The sequence below is a fragment of the Candidatus Phycosocius spiralis genome, from assembly GCF_030158815.1.
GTDB classification, from domain to species: Bacteria; Pseudomonadota; Alphaproteobacteria; order Caulobacterales; family Aquidulcibacteraceae; genus Aquidulcibacter; species Aquidulcibacter spiralis.
This window is the reverse complement of record NZ_BPFZ01000009.1, coordinates 1-18,362: the sequence shown is the minus strand read 5'-3', so window position 1 is coordinate 18,362 and position 18,362 is coordinate 1. Positions and strand designations below refer to the sequence as shown.

The 18,362-nt window shown below is 51.6% G+C and carries 19 protein-coding genes and 1 tRNA gene; 6 read left to right on the top strand and 14 right to left on the bottom strand.

What is annotated here, in order from left to right; all coding sequences use genetic code 11:
- Positions 1 to 131 precede the first annotated feature (131 nt).
- From PsB1_RS07755 to PsB1_RS07745, 3 genes are all read right to left on the bottom strand, one after another.
- Complete coding sequence (locus PsB1_RS07755; protein WP_284360243.1) at positions 132 to 2,051, bottom strand: tetratricopeptide repeat protein; 1,920 nt, start codon at positions 2,049 to 2,051, stop codon at positions 132 to 134.
- Between the two features lie 226 nt (positions 2,052 to 2,277).
- Positions 2,278 to 2,353, bottom strand: a tRNA-Lys gene (locus PsB1_RS07750).
- Between the two features lie 166 nt (positions 2,354 to 2,519).
- A complete protein-coding gene (locus tag PsB1_RS07745) occupies positions 2,520 to 3,041 on the bottom strand; it encodes a hypothetical protein (protein WP_284360242.1) in 522 nt (173 codons plus the stop codon).
- Between the two features lie 150 nt (positions 3,042 to 3,191).
- On the opposite strand from PsB1_RS07745, the gene PsB1_RS07740 reads away from it, so the two are divergent.
- Positions 3,192 to 3,566 carry an Hpt domain-containing protein gene (locus PsB1_RS07740; RefSeq protein WP_284360241.1) on the top strand — a complete coding sequence of 125 codons (375 nt, stop codon included), beginning with the start codon at positions 3,192 to 3,194 and terminating at the stop codon, positions 3,564 to 3,566.
- Positions 3,567 to 3,592: 26 nt separating this feature from the next.
- On the opposite strand, the gene PsB1_RS07735 is transcribed toward PsB1_RS07740, so the two are convergent.
- Positions 3,593 to 3,937: a chorismate mutase gene (locus PsB1_RS07735; protein WP_284360240.1), complete on the bottom strand. Its 345-nt coding sequence runs from the start codon at positions 3,935 to 3,937 to the stop codon at positions 3,593 to 3,595.
- Between the two features lie 46 nt (positions 3,938 to 3,983).
- Positions 3,984 to 4,904, bottom strand: a complete 921-nt coding sequence (gene gcvA / locus PsB1_RS07730) for a transcriptional regulator GcvA (protein WP_284360239.1) — start codon at positions 4,902 to 4,904, stop codon at positions 3,984 to 3,986.
- Positions 4,905 to 5,048: 144 nt separating this feature from the next.
- Between gcvA and PsB1_RS07725 the strand changes: the two genes are divergently transcribed.
- From PsB1_RS07725 to PsB1_RS07715, 3 genes are read left to right on the top strand one after another with little or no spacing between them, the layout of a single operon-like run.
- A complete protein-coding gene (locus tag PsB1_RS07725) occupies positions 5,049 to 6,053 on the top strand; it encodes a glycosyltransferase family 2 protein (protein ID WP_284360238.1) in 1,005 nt (334 codons plus the stop codon).
- Positions 6,040 to 6,465, top strand: coding sequence for a GtrA family protein (locus PsB1_RS07720; protein ID WP_284360236.1), 426 nt, complete (start codon positions 6,040 to 6,042; stop codon positions 6,463 to 6,465). The genes PsB1_RS07725 and PsB1_RS07720 overlap by 14 nt, the downstream gene beginning before the upstream one ends.
- Positions 6,458 to 8,008 (top strand): hypothetical protein, encoded by a 1,551-nt coding sequence (locus tag PsB1_RS07715; protein WP_284360235.1) that lies wholly within the window; start codon positions 6,458 to 6,460, stop codon positions 8,006 to 8,008. The genes PsB1_RS07720 and PsB1_RS07715 overlap by 8 nt, the downstream gene beginning before the upstream one ends.
- Here PsB1_RS07715 and PsB1_RS07710 read toward each other — a convergent pair.
- Positions 8,005 to 8,733 carry a class I SAM-dependent methyltransferase gene (locus PsB1_RS07710; RefSeq protein WP_284360234.1) on the bottom strand — a complete coding sequence of 243 codons (729 nt, stop codon included), beginning with the start codon at positions 8,731 to 8,733 and terminating at the stop codon, positions 8,005 to 8,007. The genes PsB1_RS07715 and PsB1_RS07710 overlap by 4 nt on opposite strands.
- A 255-nt stretch (positions 8,734 to 8,988) precedes the next feature.
- On the opposite strand from PsB1_RS07710, the gene PsB1_RS07705 reads away from it, so the two are divergent.
- Positions 8,989 to 10,578, top strand: a complete 1,590-nt coding sequence (locus tag PsB1_RS07705; RefSeq protein ID WP_284360232.1) for a hypothetical protein — start codon at positions 8,989 to 8,991, stop codon at positions 10,576 to 10,578.
- Here the strand turns inward: PsB1_RS07705 and PsB1_RS07700 are convergent.
- The gene (locus tag PsB1_RS07700; protein ID WP_284360231.1) at positions 10,575 to 11,039 is read right to left on the bottom strand and encodes an NUDIX hydrolase; all 465 of its coding nucleotides are present in this window, start codon (positions 11,037 to 11,039) and stop codon (positions 10,575 to 10,577) included. The genes PsB1_RS07705 and PsB1_RS07700 overlap by 4 nt on opposite strands.
- Positions 11,040 to 11,061: 22 nt before the next feature.
- Between PsB1_RS07700 and PsB1_RS07695 the strand changes: the two genes are divergently transcribed.
- Positions 11,062 to 11,748 (top strand): SOS response-associated peptidase, encoded by a 687-nt coding sequence (locus PsB1_RS07695; protein WP_284360230.1) that lies wholly within the window; start codon positions 11,062 to 11,064, stop codon positions 11,746 to 11,748.
- Here the strand turns inward: PsB1_RS07695 and PsB1_RS07690 are convergent.
- The 7 genes from PsB1_RS07690 to PsB1_RS07660 form a co-directional block, all read right to left on the bottom strand.
- On the bottom strand, positions 11,737 to 12,771 hold the full coding sequence (locus tag PsB1_RS07690; protein ID WP_284360228.1) for a patatin-like phospholipase family protein: 1,035 nt from the start codon (positions 12,769 to 12,771) through the stop codon (positions 11,737 to 11,739). The two genes, PsB1_RS07695 and PsB1_RS07690, sit on opposite strands and share 12 nt — an antisense overlap.
- Before the next feature lie 4 nt (positions 12,772 to 12,775).
- Positions 12,776 to 13,564 carry a peroxide stress protein YaaA gene (gene yaaA, locus PsB1_RS07685; protein ID WP_284360227.1) on the bottom strand — a complete coding sequence of 263 codons (789 nt, stop codon included), beginning with the start codon at positions 13,562 to 13,564 and terminating at the stop codon, positions 12,776 to 12,778.
- 69 nt (positions 13,565 to 13,633) lie between these two features.
- The gene (locus tag PsB1_RS07680) at positions 13,634 to 13,990 is read right to left on the bottom strand and encodes an Mpo1-like protein (RefSeq protein ID WP_284360226.1); all 357 of its coding nucleotides are present in this window, start codon (positions 13,988 to 13,990) and stop codon (positions 13,634 to 13,636) included.
- A 78-nt stretch (positions 13,991 to 14,068) separates the two neighbouring features.
- Entirely contained in the window at positions 14,069 to 14,521 is a 453-nt protein-coding gene (locus PsB1_RS07675) for a hypothetical protein (protein ID WP_284360224.1), read from the bottom strand.
- The gene (alaS, locus tag PsB1_RS07670) at positions 14,522 to 17,164 is read right to left on the bottom strand and encodes an alanine--tRNA ligase (RefSeq protein WP_284360223.1); all 2,643 of its coding nucleotides are present in this window, start codon (positions 17,162 to 17,164) and stop codon (positions 14,522 to 14,524) included. It lies immediately after the preceding gene.
- 192 nt (positions 17,165 to 17,356) lie between these two features.
- The gene (locus PsB1_RS07665; protein WP_284360222.1) at positions 17,357 to 18,145 is read right to left on the bottom strand and encodes a hypothetical protein; all 789 of its coding nucleotides are present in this window, start codon (positions 18,143 to 18,145) and stop codon (positions 17,357 to 17,359) included.
- Between the two features lie 20 nt (positions 18,146 to 18,165).
- Positions 18,166 to 18,362 (bottom strand): hypothetical protein (locus PsB1_RS07660; RefSeq protein ID WP_284360220.1); only part of this gene is annotated, 197 nt, incomplete at its 5' end.

Genomic DNA, 18,362 nt, shown 5'->3' with positions numbered 1-18,362 from the left:
AGTGGAAGGGCAATTCCGCCATGGCGTGGATGCTGGTCGATTACTGTGGTTGTATAGACGATATGCCGAGAATTTTATCTCTGAATAAAACCATTCTCTTGGAAAGCGACTGTCTGCCGTCCTTACTGCCCTCATTTATTCTGCCATTCGCGTGCTAGTCTTTGGGCTTCCGCTATTTGGGCGACGGTCATTTCCGCTGCGAGCTGATCTTTAGCTTGCTTACTCTCGGCACACATACAATTGCCACTGATCTCAATCCATTTATAAGCTTCAATGAAGTCTTGCGTCATGCCTCGACCGTCAGATAACATAGATCCAATCGCAAGTTGTGCACCAGGGTGGCCTTTTTCTGCGGCCAATTTGTAGAATGTAAAGGCATTTATTTCACTCTTTTCTTTCCCGCGGCCTATTTCGTACCACTGTCCCAGTAAAAACTGGGAGTCGACGTCTTGTTTTGCTGCTCTTTCATACCACTTGAACGCAGTCGCAAAGTCTTGTTTCACACCTTTTCCAGATGCATAGCTATTTGCAACAATTATTTGGGCAGTCCAAGACCAGCGTTCGGCAGCCTTTAGGTACCAACTAAAAGCAATTGAATCATCTTTTGGTACACCTTGACCTTTTGAATACATTAGCCCAATATTGATATTTGCTGCCCAATGGCCTTTTTTGGCTGCTTTTTCGAACCAACTTAAAGCGGTTGAATAATCCTGAATGGAGCTGTCTTCAATGGAATAAAGGCTGCCGAGATTGTTTTGAGCGTCAGCATCCCCGCGTTCGGCAGCCTTTAGGTACCAACTGGCCGCACTGGCGTAATCTTTTGGCAACCCAAGCCCCAATCGGTACATATTGCCGAGGTTGAGCTGAGCGCCTTTGTGCCCTTGTTCAGCGGCCTTTCGAAACCAAGATGCGGCCGCCATAAAGTCCTGAGGCAGACCATCTCCGTCAAAGTACAAATACCCAAGATCATATTGCGCTTTCGCTTCTCCTGCTTCAGCCCAGAAACGCTTTCGGCTTATGGATAAGGCGCCCCTCGAACCAGAAACCACGGCACTCCGTTTTCTTAGGTTTGCCTTCGCCGCTCTATCCCCTTGATCTGCCGCTTTCCGAATCCAGTTCAGTGCCACAACATCGTCGAGCGGAACCCCTTCGCCCTTCTCGTAAAGTTCACCAAGGCCATGTTGAGCAGGGGCAAAGCCTTGGTCAGCAGCTTTTGTGTACCAGCTTGCGGCGGTTAAAAAGTCCTTTTGGACCCCTTTGCCATATCGGTACATATATCCCAAAGCTTGTTGCGCTGGGGGATAGTTTTTTCCAGCTGCTTTTCGCAGCCAGCTTTCCACACTGCTAAAGTCTTTCCTCCCTCCAACACCATCTAAATAGCTCCATGCGAGGTACGTTTGAGCGTCTGGATCCCCCAGCGCAGCCGCCTTTTCCAACCAATTTGCATACAATGCGTCGTCCTTTGGAACGCCAAAGCCTTCAAGATAAATTCTTGCGATTTGGCGGTGTGCCAGCAAATGCCCTTGTGCTGCAGCTTTTTGATACCAAAAAAGTGCCACGGCAATGTCAAGAGGGACACCGCGTCCATTTTGATACAGGAGGGCTAGCTCCACCTGAGCATCAATATGCCCTTGGTTAGCGGCCTTGAGGAACCAAGCGGCACCTTCAACGTCGCTTCGCTTCACACCACGAGCCTTGGAATACATAAATCCAAGCTGATATTGTGCCTCGGCGTAACCTTGCTCCGCAGCTTTTTGAAACCAGTCGACGGCGGTTGCGCCATCGCGCTCTACTCCTCTCCCAAAACGGTACATCATACCAAGCATATTTTGAGCCCGAGCATCTCCGGCTTGGCCCAACGGCTCAAAAATACTTAAGGCCCGTTTGTAATCGCCTGCTTTATAGGCCGCGATGCCTTGATCGGAAGAAGCAACAAGTTCTAGCGTTCTATTCTCGGTAACAATTTCGGTCTGCTGAGCGAATGCCGTTCCGCTTAAGCTTAACAAGGCGCCAATGGCCGCAATCATCGAAGGCTTTACTTTCAGTCGCATTATTGTGGCCCTTCAATCAACGAAATCCAATTGAGATTAACGCGCGACAATATTTAGGAAGCTAGATATTCTGTCAATCTAAGGCTGAATGCGATAGCCAACAAACTTGGGCCGATTGGGAATTATTGCGCCGCGCTGCATGCGCTTGGAGCAAAAAGGGGTGGGCAGGTTAAGCGGTAGGCTCCGAGCGACCTAAACTATGATACCGCCCATGCCCGCAAAAACTTGGTGGGTGATGCAGGGATCGAACCTGCGACCCGCTGATTAAGAGTCAGCTGCTCTACCAACTGAGCTAATCACCCGACCGGCTTTGCCATTTCGGGCGGGTGTGACGGGTGAAAGTCAAACTCGCGATCCTTACGGCATAAGCAAGGCTGGGGCGTATGGCCTAAAAGTGGGCAGGGTTCAAGTCCTTTAACATTATTGTCTGCATGAGCGCCACCCTGTGTCCGCCGTCGCCTTGCCTAACTACCACAGCCAGGCTTCAAACCGTCGTGTGCCAGGTTGTTCATAGCTGCTTCCATGCCGGTCGGTGCAGACCTTAAAGCTGACTTGCGCCATGCGGCCACGCACCCAGTCGTGACCAAATTGGCGATAGCAGGCGATATAGCGGGGGCCATCACGGTCGCGGCGGTAATGGCGACGGTCATACCCGTCCCAGCGGTCCCTGCCGCCGCGCAGTTCAAATGACCAGTTCCAGCCACCCCAACCGCGCCAATCAGATGGGTGGGCATACCAGTCGCGCTCGCGGCGCCATCCACGCCTTGGATGATATTCATCAAAGCCCCATTGGTGGGCATATCGGACCGGATCACCCCAACTTTGATCCCATGTCCGCCAATAACCATGTGGCCCAAAATAACTATCCCCACGACCGCCTACATAGTGAGGCGTGGGTGGTGAAGTCTTATAGATCACCGTTTGCGCAAAAGCCGATGTCGTGCAGGTGATGAGGGTGCCAAGCACCATTGCGGGAAAAAAAAGTCGCATGTCAGAACTTCCTTGCTCGTTGCCCCAAAGGCGATTTTGCCAAAGCTTAGCTGAAACAGGGATGAACAATGCCTTCATCTTTGATTTGTTATGATTGCTTAGTTTGTAGATGCGCCTTTCATTTCGATCTGGTAACAAGAACCCATGAGTATGAACCCGCACAAGTATGAACATGGGCCTGTCATTGATCGTGCGCATCTCGATCGCATGACTGGTGGCGACCAGGCACTTACTCTTGAAGTTCTGGGGCTTTTCCGCCAGCAAATGGCATTATGGAGTCAATCACTTCAACCAGATGTGGCGCAGGAGGATTGGAGTGATACCGCCCATTCGCTCAAAGGTGCAGCGCGCGGTATTGGCGCATGGGCTTTGGGGGAGGTGTGCGCGCAGGCGGAGGCCGCAAGTCGCGATGCTCCATTAAGCCGCGATCAAAAGCGCGCCTTTTATGAAGCCATGACCATTCAGATGCAGGAGGTAATGGGGGCCATTGCCGTGATTGAGCACCAAATCGCTCTGGCGTCTTAAAGTAAGCAAACTGCGCGTAAGCCAGTTTAGTTTCCTGTTGGATCCGCTGGAACTTGGTTTTTATCAAAGGCTCTGAACTCATAAGCGATGCACCGATCCATTAAGGTGCGCCAAACCGGTTCTGCAATCGCCATGGACAGGCCCGCAGCCTGAGCACTGATTTCAACCTTGGCAATCACGTCAGCTATGCGCGCTTCGTCACGGATCAAGTTTCGATTGCCCTTGATGCGGGCAGCAGCGTCCATGAAGCTTTGGCGTTCAGCCAAAAGGGCCACCAGTTGACGGTCTATGCGGTCAATTTCAAAGCGGACATCGGCCATAGTCTGGCAGGTTTGTGCACTATGGCGGGGTGAGGATGCAAGATCTGTCATGGCGGCCAGATAGACTAGACCGACATCCGAGGCAAAGCCTCAATCACTAGATGACCCAATCGTCTCCAGTGGCTTCCGATTTGATCCAGTCCAAAAAAGACTTCAACGCAGGGGTCATGGTACGCCCCTTGGGGCGAACAAGCCAATAAGCAAAGCCAACCTTATCTCCTTCACCGGCAAATGGGGCGACCAGACGCCCGGATTGAAGGTCGGCAGCCGCAATCGCACGCTTGGCCAAAGCGATCCCACGCCCGGAAGCTGCAGCATCAATGACCATAGCAGATTGGTTAAACCGCAAACCTTGATTGCCATCGGCGCGCGCAATGCCGCGCGCGGCCAGCCACATTGACCAATCGGGGCAAGAAGGATCATTATCTGGGCTCACATCATGCAGCAAGGTGTGGCCAACAAGGTCTTGCGGGGATTTAAGGGGTCGTCCGCCTTCTAAAAGTGCCGGGCTACAAACCGGCAGCACTTCTTCCCCCATCAGCATTTCAGAGGTCACACCTTCATAATATCCAGGGCCATAACGGACGGCTAAATCGACATCGGCATAGGCAAAGTCAACAAGGTTCATATCCGCGGCTACCCAGACTTGAACGTCTGGATTAGCTGCTTGAAACCGATCAATGCGCGGCACCAGCCACTTGGATGCAAAGGAAGGGGCAGCGGATACCGATACCCTCTCTCGCCGTAATGGTAAACGCATTTGGCGCACAGCATCGTCGATCCGCTCAAACGCCTCGCGCAGTAAAGGCATGGAAACGCGCGCAGCGTCAGTTAATTCAACCGCGCGGCCCAGACGGCGAAAAAGGGGCTGGCCGACAAAATCTTCTAAAATCTTGACCTGCTGGCTGATGGCCCCTGGTGTTACATCAAGATCTTCGGCAGCTTTCGTGAATGAGAGTCTGCGCGCTGCTGCCTCAAAAGCGCGCAGGGCATTGAGGGGAGGGTAAGCATTGTTCATTAAGTATCTCTAATAACATACGTATAATTTCACAACGATTAGATATACTATTGTGACTTGTCAGTCGCGCTTGATAGACGCCAACTTTCTTAGTGGGTGCATACTTGTTTGTGCTTAGAGGCACGACAGGCTAAGACAAATTTGATGTTGCACACAGATACTCAAACCACCCAAATCCTTGAACCACGCCGGAACGCTAAAATCAGGCTTAGCGTGGTGGTGCCGTGCTTTAACGAAGAAGCAGTGATTAATATTTCCCATGCTCGACTTAGCCAAGTTCTTAAAGGCATGGCTCAACATGATCTGGCGGCATATGAAATCATATATGTGGATGATGGCAGTAAGGATTCCACGGCCTCAAAATTGATTGACCTAAGCCAAGCTGATCCTGCGGTCAAAGTGGTGATGCTGTCGCGTAATTTCGGCCATCAGCCGGCTGTGTCGGCGGGGATAGATTTGGCAAATGGAGATTGTGTCGTCCTCATTGACGCGGATTTACAAGACCCCCCCGAATTGATTGCAGATATGGTTACATTGTGGCGAAGTGGGTATGATGTTGTGTATGGTCAGCGTACAGACCGTGATGGCGAAAGCGCATTTAAACTCGCTACAGCACAGGCTTTTTATCGGGGTCTGAACCGGCTTTCTGATGTGGATATTCCCCTTGATGTCGGTGACTTTCGCTTGATGGACCGCCAAGTTGTGGATGCCATCAAATCCATGCCGGAACGGGATCGGTTTTTACGTGGCATGGTCAGTTGGGTAGGTTTTCGTCAAATTGGGCTCCCGTATCGTCGTGAAGCCCGCGCAGCGGGGGAAAGCAAATATCCGCTACGGAAAATGATTTTGTTTGCACTTGACGGTATGTTGTCTTTTTCTCTAGTGCCCTTGCGCGTTGTTATTCTGTTAGGTCTCCTGATTTTAGTGCTGGCCAATTTTGGCATCTTTTATGCATTGATTAACCGCCTCTTTACCGATCGATGGGTCAGTGGGTGGACCATGTTATTCATTGCCGTCATGTTTATGGGCGGTGTACAATTAATGGTTTTGGGTATGATTGGCGAATATGTCGGGCGCATTTATATGGCCTCCAAAGAGCGCCCGCTTTATCTGATCAAGCGCCATTTTGGTTTTCATGACCGCGGCTGAATGGCACCAGCGCGCCATTGTTTTTGTGCGCTACGTCATCGCTGGTGGTGTGACGTCCTTGGTTTATATCCTTGTTTATAACGCATTTGTTTACGTTGGTTTGGTACGCTTTTTAAGCTCAAATCTGGCCTATGGTGCTGCTTTGCTGGTGCAATACAGCGCGCATGGCAAGTTTACTTTTGGCCACCGACTCCACAATTCCGGCACTTTATGGCGCTATTTGATTGCCGTGGGCGTTGGATTTTTAATCGCTGCAGCGATTAGTCAGGCCAATCGAAAACTCTATAACCTACCCGACGTCTTAGTTTCGGTCATCGTGATGATTATTATTGCTGGTACCAATTTTTTATTCTTCAATTTTTGGGTCTTTGCCGGTGAAACAAATGCCAATAAATCAGACACAGATGATTAATGTTACACAAGGTATAGCCGGTCCAATTATTGTGGGCTTATGTATATTTGGTCTAGGTATTGCCGCTTCTATCGTCTTACCCCCAGGCCCCGACATTCTATGGCGTCTTCATATTGGGGAAGCGATTTTAGCGGGCCAGAAACTCTATCGTGATATCATAGAAGTCAATCCGCCTTTGTGGTTTTGGGCGGCACTGCCAGCCGCCTTTGTGGCGCAGATTACGCCTTTATCGAGCACTTTGGCGTTGGCTATCTTCCATAATTGGGGGATCGTGGGTGCTTCCTTCTTATTCATACATCTTGCCCGCAAGACTTTGGATGGGGGCAGTGCCCGTTGGGTCACAGTTGCTTATATTGCTGGCTTATGCCTGATGAGTATGGGGGATTTGGGCCAACGGGAGCAATCGTTGCTTCTAGCCAGTGGCCTTTGGGTTGCCCTGATCTCTGCACGGGCAGAAAAGCATCCGATTAGCTTTCCTATTGCATGTTTAACAGGCTTTTTCTGTGCTTACGGATTTGCCCTAAAGCATTATTTTATCCTGATCCCTGTGGTGTTGGAAGCATGGCTTCTTTGGCATCAAAGGCGTATCTGGCGACCATGGCGGCCTGAAAATGTGGTCTTACTGGGGTGCGCCTGCCTCTATGCTGGCTTGGTCTTCAAGCTAGCACCGGAATTTCTGACCCGTGTATTGAACCTAGTCCAGTTGAGTTATTACGGGTTTGGTCCTTGGAATGCTTTTACTCCGCAAGAACGCCTGCTAAAATTAATAGCCCAATGCAGCTTCATTATACTCCCTATTATAGCGTTTGTTTGCGTGAAGGAGCGACGCACCATGGCCAGCGCTCTCCTTCTGGCCAGCTTGACTTGTTGTGTGATTGTATGGCTACAGCAAAAGGGGTGGCGCTATCATTTTATCGCGGCCAATGGCTTATCCATCATGGTTCTTAGCTTGATGTGTTGTCCCGATGGGGAGAGCCAGCGATCAGGCCGTTTAGCAAGGGTCTTACCACCTTTGGCATTAGCGCCTCTGGTGTGGACTGCCATTGTCCAACCCGCACTAGCTTCCGTCAAAAATGAGGGCCAATGGATTGAACCTGCACTGAAGGTCCTCATCGCCCAACAACCAAAAGATAACAGAATTATGATACTTTCAACCGCGCCGGAACGAACATTTTATCCCTTAGCGCGTGCCGGCCGACCTTATGGGTCACGTCATTATTCAATGTGGATGCTGCCCGCTTTGCTAACGCCGCGCCAAAATCCGCACCTAGAAGCCATGCGTCAAGAAGAGCTTAAGCGCGTTCGCAGCGAATTTGTGGCGGATCTCATGTGCAGCTCGCCCGATCTCATCATTGGCGAAGTGGGCTTTTATCGAAATCCCCAGCGCAAGCTTTTTGATGCTATGGCTTTCATGACGCAAGACCTTCAACTGAAGGCATGGCTGGATGAGTTTTATCAACAAGGGGCCCAGTCTGGGCCATTTCCGGTTTGGCGCTTGAAAGATAAGCGGCCGGCACCAAAATTGTGCGGGTTTTACCCCTAATCCGCGCGCGCAATCACAATCAAAGACACGCCCAGTGGCATTGGCAGTGTACCGATTAAATAGCGCTCAAAGGCAAAAATCGCTTCTAGAAGGCCATTGAGCCATGGGGCGGGAATACCCGTATCCACACTTTTGCTTCCGGTTAGGTTTTTTAGCCACCGAATGCCCGCAATCATGGGTAACAATAAAGTATTGAAATAGCTTTTCATCTCAATTCGTAGACCAGCTTGCCCTAGAACTAGACTAAGACTGGAGGCCGTATAACGCCTTTTATGATGATGTTCTTCATCATGGGGGCTCCAGAGCGAGGGTAAGGCTGGAACCGTCAACAACAATTTACCCTGTGGCTTTAAAGTTTGTAGGACTGCCTTGAGTGCCGCCACATCATCTTCAATATGTTCAAGCACATCGAGCATGACGGCCAAATCTAGGCTGTTAGGACCAAGTGGCAAGTCATCTGGAAGTCTGCCTGCAAGGACTTTTGTGTCACAGCGATTGGCGGCAATTGCGCGTGCTTGCGCGTCAGGCTCCACCGCAATTAGGTCACCAAAGTGGCGTAATGTCGGCAAGTTTGAGCCCGTGCCACAGCCAATCTCACCAATCGATAAGGGGTGACCCTTTACGATATTTTTTTGAATGACGTCCGCCACAATGCTGCGCCGTGCCCGATACCACCAATGGTTTTCGTCAATGGCAGCCATTTCAGTATAGGCTGAACGTTCCATGTCCTTTAATTCCTAAAGTGTGCGAACTGGCGCGTAATTTTGCAGATTGTTTAGCAAAACAGTATGGTCAAAGGGGCAGACATCGCAGTTGCTGCTGCAATTAGATGGACGATTTGATTGTACGTTTGGGGTAATTGACCCTTTATTTTGCATCCATTGTACGCTAGCGCAGCACCACACGTATGAGCAATGCACAAGAACTGCTAGGTGAAGTGCTTGCGTACCTTGAAATCCACCCCGGAAATGAAGCTCTTGATGAACATTGCCACCTCGATCTTAGTTGATACTAGACCAAGGTTTTGGACCAGGCCGTTCTGGACGACGCTTTTTGGTATGTGTTTGGCGGGGATATTGGCCATTGGCTTATGGGCAATGCTCAACCTTACGCCAACCGGGGATATCGTTTGGCGGCTTTATGTCGCGGAGCAAGTGGCGCTTGGAAAAGTCATTTATCAAGATGTGATTGAGATCAATCCGCCCTTGTGGTTTTGGGCCGCTTTGCCGTGGCATTATGTTGGCGAACTCCTGCATGTGCCCGCCTATAACGTCTTGGCGATCGGGGTTATCTTTCTAGCGGGTGGGGCATTATGGGCCTTTAACAACCTGACCCGTGATAGTGTCGATTTGGGCCAGCGTCAGGTCATTCTGCTTTCTATTGCTTTGTCTTATGTCCTTTTACCCTTGGGTGAGACCGGCCAGCGCGAGCATGCGTTTTTGGTGGCATCACTATTATGGACGGCTTTAGCGGCAGCGCGTATCGAGGGGCACAGGGTTTCAACGCCCGCATTATTAATTACTCTGGCTTTTAGCGCTTATGGCTTTGCGCTCAAACATTTTTTTGTGTTGGTACCTGTTCTGATTGAAGGCTTTATGGGGCTGCGCATGGGGCGTAATTATCGCCCGATCCGATTTGAGACATTGGGTTTAGCGGCCTGCGCCGTGCTTTACACCCTGGCCTTAGTCCTATTTGCCCAAGACTTTTTCACACGGATTGTGCCTTTAGTCATGCTGGCTTATACGAATTTCGGGCCGGTCATGCAATTATCGCCTAGCCATCGCCTTGGGTTTATCTTCCAGAAAACCGATTTTGCACTGGTAGCTTTCTTGGTAGTTCTGGTGGCGCGTGATCGACGCGTTTTAATCTTGGGTCTTTTAGTGACTCTGGCTGCTATGGTGCTGGCGATTTGGCTACAGCTTAAGGGCTGGCGCTATCATTTATTGGCTGCTCAAGGGATTTCCGTCGTGATTGTGGCCAGCATTGGTGCCAAGTTTCTTGCCGACAAACGTTGGTTGATTGCTGCGGTTGCGGGCCTTGGTCTGGCTATTCTTTCTCATCAGGCTATTTATAAGCCGATCAAACGTGTTCTCCTCACCAAGGGGCAGCCGGTCTATCCGACTTTGCGCACATTTGTGATGCATGAGCCAGAAGACAGCCGGATTTCGGTCTTGTCGATCTCGCCAGAGCATGCCTTTTACATTCTTCGCATATTATATCGCCCGATCATTTCGCGTCATTATGGCATGTGGATGTTGGTTGGCCTTGAAGTACCACAAAAGGATTTGAATGCAGAAATGCTGCGGCGCCAGGAATTAGACCGGGTACGCCGCGAATATATCGCCGACCTTACATGCCGTCCGCCCGATGTGGTGATTGAAGAATCTGGTCGTGTGTTTTCCAATCGTCCTGTCAGTTTCAACACCTTGACCTATCTGCGTGAGGATCCGCTCTTCGATAGCTGGTTTGAGAAACACTACAAGTTTGAAAAGCCCTTGGGATATCATCAATTTGTCTGGCGGCTATCGGGTGATCGCCCGCGTGATCAGGTGTGTAAACGCCAGCCCTAAGCCAATTTGGCTGTCTGGCACCATTGAACACAAGCCTTATCAATGATGGCACGTGTCTGCGGCCATAGATTGAACCGATCCAAATCATCCATCGCGACAAAGCAAACCTCACACGCGTCGTCGCCTGCTTGCAACGTGCCCCGCGTATAGTTGGCAACATAGTCAATCAACACATAGTGACCATGAATCAGCCCACTTGTTCGGCATGAAAAAATCGCGTCCACCACATCAATCAAGCCAAAGATATCTGCGACAATGCCCGTTTCCTCGAACAGCTCACGGTGCGCGGCGTCGATTGCTTTTTCGCCCCATTCAATCTTGCCACCAGGAATGGACCATTCATTCTGGCGCGGTGGTTTGCTGCGTTTGATCAACAGGACCCGACCTTCGTCATCAAAACAAACAATGCCGACCGCAGGAATCGGAGAAGGGACCGGGCTGGGAGTGGCTTTTTTCATCATGGCTTTATGCTAGCATGGAAGCATGTGTGGACGATACGCCATTACCTTACCCGCCGAAGCCATGGCTAATATGTATGGCTCCCTTGATCGGCCCAATCTTGCCCCACGTTATAATGTTGCCCCGAGCCAATTCGCGCCGATGGTGGCGATCGGTAAAGCGGGTGACACACGAATCATCATGGCACGCTGGGGCTTAAGGCCCGCTTGGATGGCCAAGGATCCCCCAACAGGCCCATTGTTTAATGCGCGCGGTGAGACCGTCGCCGACAAACCTGCGTTTCGGGGTGCCTTCGCACGCAAGCGATGCCTGATCCCGGCGGATGGTTTTTATGAGTGGAAGCGCGATGGCAAGCTGCGCACGCCCCATTTTATTGCGCAGCCTTCAAAGGAACCCGTTGCGTTCGCGGGGCTTTGGGAGGCGGCAAGCCTTGAGGGTGGAGAAATTCTGATCTCGATGGCGATTGTTACAACCGCCGCCGACGACAGCTTTCGCCCGCTCCATGATCGTTTTCCAGTGGTGGTCCAACAGCCCGATTGGCGCGATTGGTTGGCCCATGATACGCCGGCCTCTACATTACAAAGCCTGATCGCGCCACCGCCGGCGGATTTCATGGTCGCTTATCAGGTCAGCGATCATGTCAATAAGGTCGCCCATGATGACCCCAACTGTCTGGTACCCTTGGATAATGAGCTTCTATCAGCGGTCTAAGAAATCCTTGGTTAAATCAACTGTGCTATGGTGGCCAACAGCATCGCCGTTCTCGCTTGACCAAGCCTGCCAAGCCGCCCGCCCTTTATTCTTCAGGTCGAGCAAAAAGTCCCAATCGGTATTGAATTTACTGGCCGCACCCAGGCCACTTAAGGCCTCATCGGCTTTGATCGCATGTACTTTGATGGCCCGGTATCGGTCTTTGAGTTGGTCCGCTACGACCTCGTCCCTTAGCAGCTTTTGCACGAAGGCAACGGCCCGCAGCTCTGCAATCAGGCTCGCATTGAAAGTAATTTCATTGAGGCGGTCCATGATAGCCGCACTGGTCTTGGGGACGCTCTCTAAAGTCTGTGGGTTAAGCGCGCATAAAAGAACGTCATTGGGCAAACTCTCCTCGTAAAAGAGCGGCCAAAGTGCAGGATTGGCCATATAGCCACCATCCCAATAGGATTCTCCGTTTACTTCCACCGCTTGGAATAGATAGGGCAGGCAAGCCGACGCCAAGATGGCATCGACGCAAAGCTCCCCGGTTTTAAAGACTTTCGCACGCCCGCTTTTCACATTGGTGGCGGCAACGAATAATTGGAACGGCGCGTCTTGAACCAGTGCATCAAAATCCACGCATTCCAACAAAGTATCGCGCAGGGGATTAAAGTTCCAAGGATTAAACTCATAGGGGCTTGCGACGCTGGTTAAAGCGTCAAACCATTGAAAGCGGGCAGCACGAAATACGCCAAATGGGTCAAGCGCTTTGGCGATGGCATTCATGCTAACCGGGCTAAAGGGGCCCCGTGCTTGGCTGATTTTAAGCCAGAAGGTTTCAAGTGCTGTGCGCGCACCCTCTCGTCCGCCCGTGCGCCAACCCTCCGCACAGATGACGCCATTCATCGCCCCGGCACTGGTTGCGGTGATGGCCGCAATCTCAAAGCGGCCTTCTTCTAGTAGGCCATCCAAAATCCCCCACGCAAAAGCGCCATGCGAGCCACCGCCTTGGAGCGCGATATTCAGGGCGGGTTTGATCATGGGATCAGCCTATCTTGCCGGGTGGTTGTGGGCGGGAAAACACCCAAGTGTCCATTTTGGAAGCCGCCGCATCAAAACGATAGCCATCAATATTAAAGGCTTTGATGGCTTCAGGGTCGTCAATGCGGTTTTCAATGCAAAACCGCGCCATCGCCCCGCGCGCATGCTTAGCGTAGAAGCTTAAGGTACGGGCTTGGCCATGCTTGATCTCTTTGAAAACTCCCGTAATTACGCGCGCTTTGAGGGCCTTGGTTGCGATGGCGCTGAAATATTCTGTCGAAGCCAGATTGAGGACGATGGGGTTGCTTTGCTCCTTAAGATCGCCATTGAGCGCTTTGGCCAAACGGTCTCCCCAAAATGCATAAAGGCTCTCGCCACGCCTGGTTTTAAGGCGTGTGCCCATTTCCAGTCGATAGGGGGCAATCACATCGAGTGGCCGCAAAATCCCGTATAACCCTGAGAGTATGCGCACATGCTCCTGCGCCCAGGCCAAATCATTGCAGCTCAAATCGCGGGCGCGCAGACCTTGATAGACATCGCCATTAAAGGCCAACACGCCTTGCAGCACATCTGGCCCGTCCAAGGCTGGATCAAATGCCTGAAACCGCTGATAATTAAGCTCTGCCAGATTGTCCGATAGATGCATCAGTTTCACAATTTGGTTTCGCTTCAGCTTTTTGGTGACCTTGGCCAAAGCGGCAATATCGGCGGTCAAGCGCGGCTTTGTTGCCGAAAGCTCTATCGGGGCAGGGCTAAAGTCTAGTTTCTTAGCTGGGGAAAGAAGTATCAGCATACCACTCAATTAGGCTTGATCCCCCCTGATGGCGAGGGGGCAACTGCTCCACAGCGATGCATGCTTGGCTTAAAACGGACGCTTGCCCATAATAGTCTCGCCGAACATGCGAAAATCACCCATTAAGCTCCAAACTGGATAAGTGAAAGTGGCAGGCTTATTCTTCTCAAAAAAGAAGTGACCAACCCATGCAAAACCATAGCCGACGATGGGTGCGGCGATCAAATATTGAAAGCCACCCACAACGCCCCAAAGTACCACATTGAGCAAACATAAACAAACGAGAGCCGTGCCAACGATATGAAGGCGGCGGCTGATCACATTTTGATGCTCAGAAATGTAAAACGGATAAAACTCCTCAAAGCTCGCAAAGCGGGCAGGGGTGGTTTCATGGTCGCGGGCGGTGGTGGTGTGTTCGTCGGTCATATTTTGAACATGCGCATGAAGGGTTCGCAGTGCAAGAGTGTGCCCTCGCAAAAAACAAAAAACCATGTGCAATGGCTGCTAAATGCTCTGCGTCACCACGCGAAGCTTACACCCAAGCGGCACACCAATGGCGGTCAAATCCGTCTCGTTTAGGCCGCCAACCCCCGCATTGGTAGCAACCAGAGTAAAACGCGTAAACGCCGCGGCGGGTTGATAGATCAGCGCGTTCAAACTGGTTTGGCCACCACAGCACGTGGCGGTGCACTCAAGCTCTTCAAACTCGGCTTCTGCCGCTTTATCCATCGCATTATGCCACCATGCCTGCGCATCCTTACCGCATAATGGGCAGGTGATTGCCTCGAACGCTTGCCCACCATCAATGAAGCGCACGTCGTCAAACATGTCATAGGTGACTTCTTCGGCCGCTGGCATCAATGCCTCTAGCGCGTCGGCCCCGGTTTCGGCTTGCTCTTCGGTCGGCACATAAATGGGATCGGTTGGGATCAGGATGAGATAGCTGAGCGCTTTCATCTAAGCCATTGCCTGCATTACCGCTTCTAATCCTGCCGCTGCCTGCGCATCGGTGGGTGCGCCACCTTGGGCAAAGTCGGGTCTACCGCCGCCGCCTTGGCCGCCCATGGCAAAGACGCCAGCCTTAACCAGATCAACTGCACTGACGCTAGCGATGGTGCTGGCCACTGCAATGGCGGCTTTACCGTCGGCGCAGGCGATATAGGCCACGACACCTTGACCCAGTTTTTGGATGGCTTCATTCACCATCGGGCGCAAATCCTTGGCACCAATGCCGTCTAAAATGCGCGCATCAAGCTTGATCCCATTGATCTCTTCAACAGCTTTCGCGCCATCCCCACTGCCACCCAAGGCGAGCTTTTGTTTCGCATCGGTCAGCTCTTTTTCAAGCCGTTTACGCTCACCCATAAGTGCTTCAATCCGCGCAGGCAGATCGGGCAATTGGGCTTTGAGAGGTTCGGCTGCCGCACGCGCAATCGCGGCTTCACCTTTGAGGTGATCAAGGGCGGCTTGACCCGTTGCTGCTTCAATCCTGCGCACCCCAGCCGCAACGGCACCTTCTGAGACGATAACGAAACTGCCAATATCGCCTGTGCGGCTAACGTGCGTGCCGCCACACAGCTCCACTGAATAGGATTTAGGCGTCTGATTGAGTTTGCGCCCCATCGCTAGGACCCGCACCTCATCACCATATTTTTCGCCAAATAAAGCCATCGCCCCTTCTTCAATCGCCTCATCTGGCGTCATTAAGCGGGTGGTTGCTTTGGTGTTTTGACGGATGACAGCATTGACCTCGGCTTCTATCGCATCGATTTCGCTGCGGGTGAGCCCGCAGCCATGCGCAAAGTCAAAGCGAAGTCGTTCCGCCTCAACCAGCGAGCCTTTTTGGGTGACATGGGGACCCAGCACATTTTGCAGGGCGGCATGTAATAGATGGGTGGCGCTATGGTTGGCGCGAATGGCCGTGCGGCGGTCGAGATCAATTGTAAGGCTTGCAGCATCCCCGACCTTAATATGCCCTTGGATCAAACGACCCTTATGGCCATGGATCGTCCCGGCGCGTTTTTGGGTATCATAAACCTCAAAGATGGCCCCGGTATCAAACTGGATCTTACCCTTATCGCCTGCCTGACCGCCGCTTTCGGCGTAAAATGGGGTTTGGTTGAACACAAGTTCGCCTTCTTGACCCGCACTTAATTCGCCAATCTCGGCCCCATCCACAACGATAGCCAGTACCTGTCCGCTGGCTTCATCTTGGCCATAGCCTAAAAATTCGCTGCCGCCATATTGATCCTTGAGGCTGAGCCATACTGCATCGGTGCCTGCCGCGCCGCTGCCCGACCAAGCGGCACGGGCAAGGGCTTTTTGTTCGTCCATCGCAGCGTGAAAGCCTGCCATATCGACGCCGATACCACGGGCGCGTAGCACGTCTTGGGTGAGGTCAACGGGAAAGCCATAGGTGTCATAAAGCTGAAAAGCCGCTTGACCCGACAATTCTTGGCCTTGCGATAAAGCCGCACTTTCTTCGTCCAACAAGGACAGGCCACGGCCAAGGGTGCGGCGGAAGCGCACTTCTTCTTGTTCCAGTGTTGAGGTGATAAAGGCCTCTGCGCGGCGCAATTCGCTATAAGCGCCGCCCATTTCTTGGATCAGCACCGGGGCCAAACGGTGCAACAACGGCTCACTGGCCCCCAACATATGGGCATGGCGCATCGCGCGGCGCATGATGCGCCGAAGCACATAGCCGCGCCCTTCGTTCGATGGCGTTACCCCATCGGCGATCAAAAAGCTTGAGGCCCGAATATGGTCAGCAATCACCCGATGGCTGGCGCGTTGATCGCCTTCAGCTTTAACGCCCGTTAGGCTTTCAGAGGCCGCGATGAGGGTTCGAAATAAGTCAATGTCATAATTGTCATGCACACCTTGCAGCACGGCTGATACACGCTCCAACCCCATGCCGGTGTCAATACTAGGCTTGGGGAGGCTTGTTTGGCTGCCATCGGCGTGGCGCTCAAACTGCATAAATACCAAGTTCCAGATTTCAATCCAGCGGTCGCCGTCCTCTTCTGCACTTCCAGGCACGCCGCCCCAAATATGCTCGCCATGGTCATAGAAAATCTCACTACACGGCCCGCAAGGCCCGGTATCGCCCATCGACCAGAAATTATCGTTGGTTGGAATGGAGATAATCCGATCATCGCTGAGCCCCGCGATCTTGCGCCACAAGCCTCGCGCCTCTTCATCGGTGTGATAGACGGTGACGATCAACTTGGCCGCATCTATCCCAAAGACCCGGGTTAGGAGTTCCCAAGCATGGCTGATGGCTTCTGCTTTGAAATAATCGCCAAAGGAGAAATTGCCCAGCATTTCAAAAAATGTGTGGTGGCGGGCAGTATAGCCCACATTATCAAGGTCATTATGCTTGCCCCCAGCGCGCACGCACTTTTGGCTGGTCACTGCGCGCGGCGGCTCAGGCGGGGTTTGGGCACCAGTAAATACATTCTTGAACTGCACCATGCCGGCATTGGTGAACATCAAGGTAGGGTCATTTTGCGGCACCAAGGGGCTTGAGGCCATGATTTGATGGCCCTTGGATCTAAAGAAGTCCAAAAAGGCTGTACGAATATCATTAAGGCTGGCCATGCATTCCGTCCAATCACCTCAATTAAGAGCTTACTGGTGTCCTATCAAAGCTATAGGGAGCCTGCCACCCATCGCCAAGAGCTACGCGCGATCGATTGCAGGGGAGTGTTTCAACGCCTGATCCTTGGCCTAACAAATGCGGGCTCCAACGAATGTTAGAGCCCGCATGTTATTCCATAAGTGTCAGTAAGATTAGAATTCGTATGAGAAGCCTAAACGAACCGAGCGGGGCGCTTGGTATTGAGTTGGCACACGATAAAACAAATTAGGCTTACCATCAGCCTCATTGCCGATCTCATTATAATCAACCGCTCTTTGACTATTCAAAACGTTAAAGATATCCAATCGCAATGTAGATTGGCCAAACTTCGTAAATTCAAGTTTATAAGCCAGGGATAGGTCTAAATTACTTGTCCATGCGCCTGTAAACTGGCTACCGCGAGGTGTGAGCTTTGCGCCATCGTCTTTCCCGGTTAAGTTACAATACCATGCAGACACACCGGTCAGTGATGCCCGTCCGTCGTCCTTAGGGTAGGTACCAATACAACCATAGGGGCGACCCGATACAACCCGCAAATTCGCGCCAGCAATCAAATTGTTCTTAATCGCATACGAGCCGAACAGTTTAAATGCATGGGTTCTGTTGTTGGGTAACAATCCTGTTGAGCCGTCCATCCAGCCTGGTTCGTCAAAATCTTGTGTAAGGCCTGTATCATTTTGGCCATTGTCAGATTTGACGCCGCCTTCATAATTTCCATAAGACCTAGACCAAACATAAGACCCCTGTAATTGCCACTTCCCATCCCAAGGACGTTCAAAGCGGAATTCAAACGATGTGGTTTCACGTTTCGCACGTGGTAAATCTACAATTGAAACCGGAATATTGATTTCAGTTAGTTTACCGTCTCCTTCTACATCAACGTCTACAATAACAGGTTTACCTGGATTGATCAGGACGTAACCCCCGCTTCCAATGGTCATCTCCTCACATGCAGTTTCGCTTATCGAACTTGGACGCGAAGAAGACGCACAGAAGTTAGCTTGGACGTAACTTGCATCAAAGTCTTCGAGAACAAAATATCAAAGGAGCGGGCAAAATCCCCTGCGTTTTCGCATATCATGAGATCATCAAGATCTCCGATCATGTGATGGCCGACTACGACCCCAGCCGCTGTGACGTCTATTATCAAGGCCATTT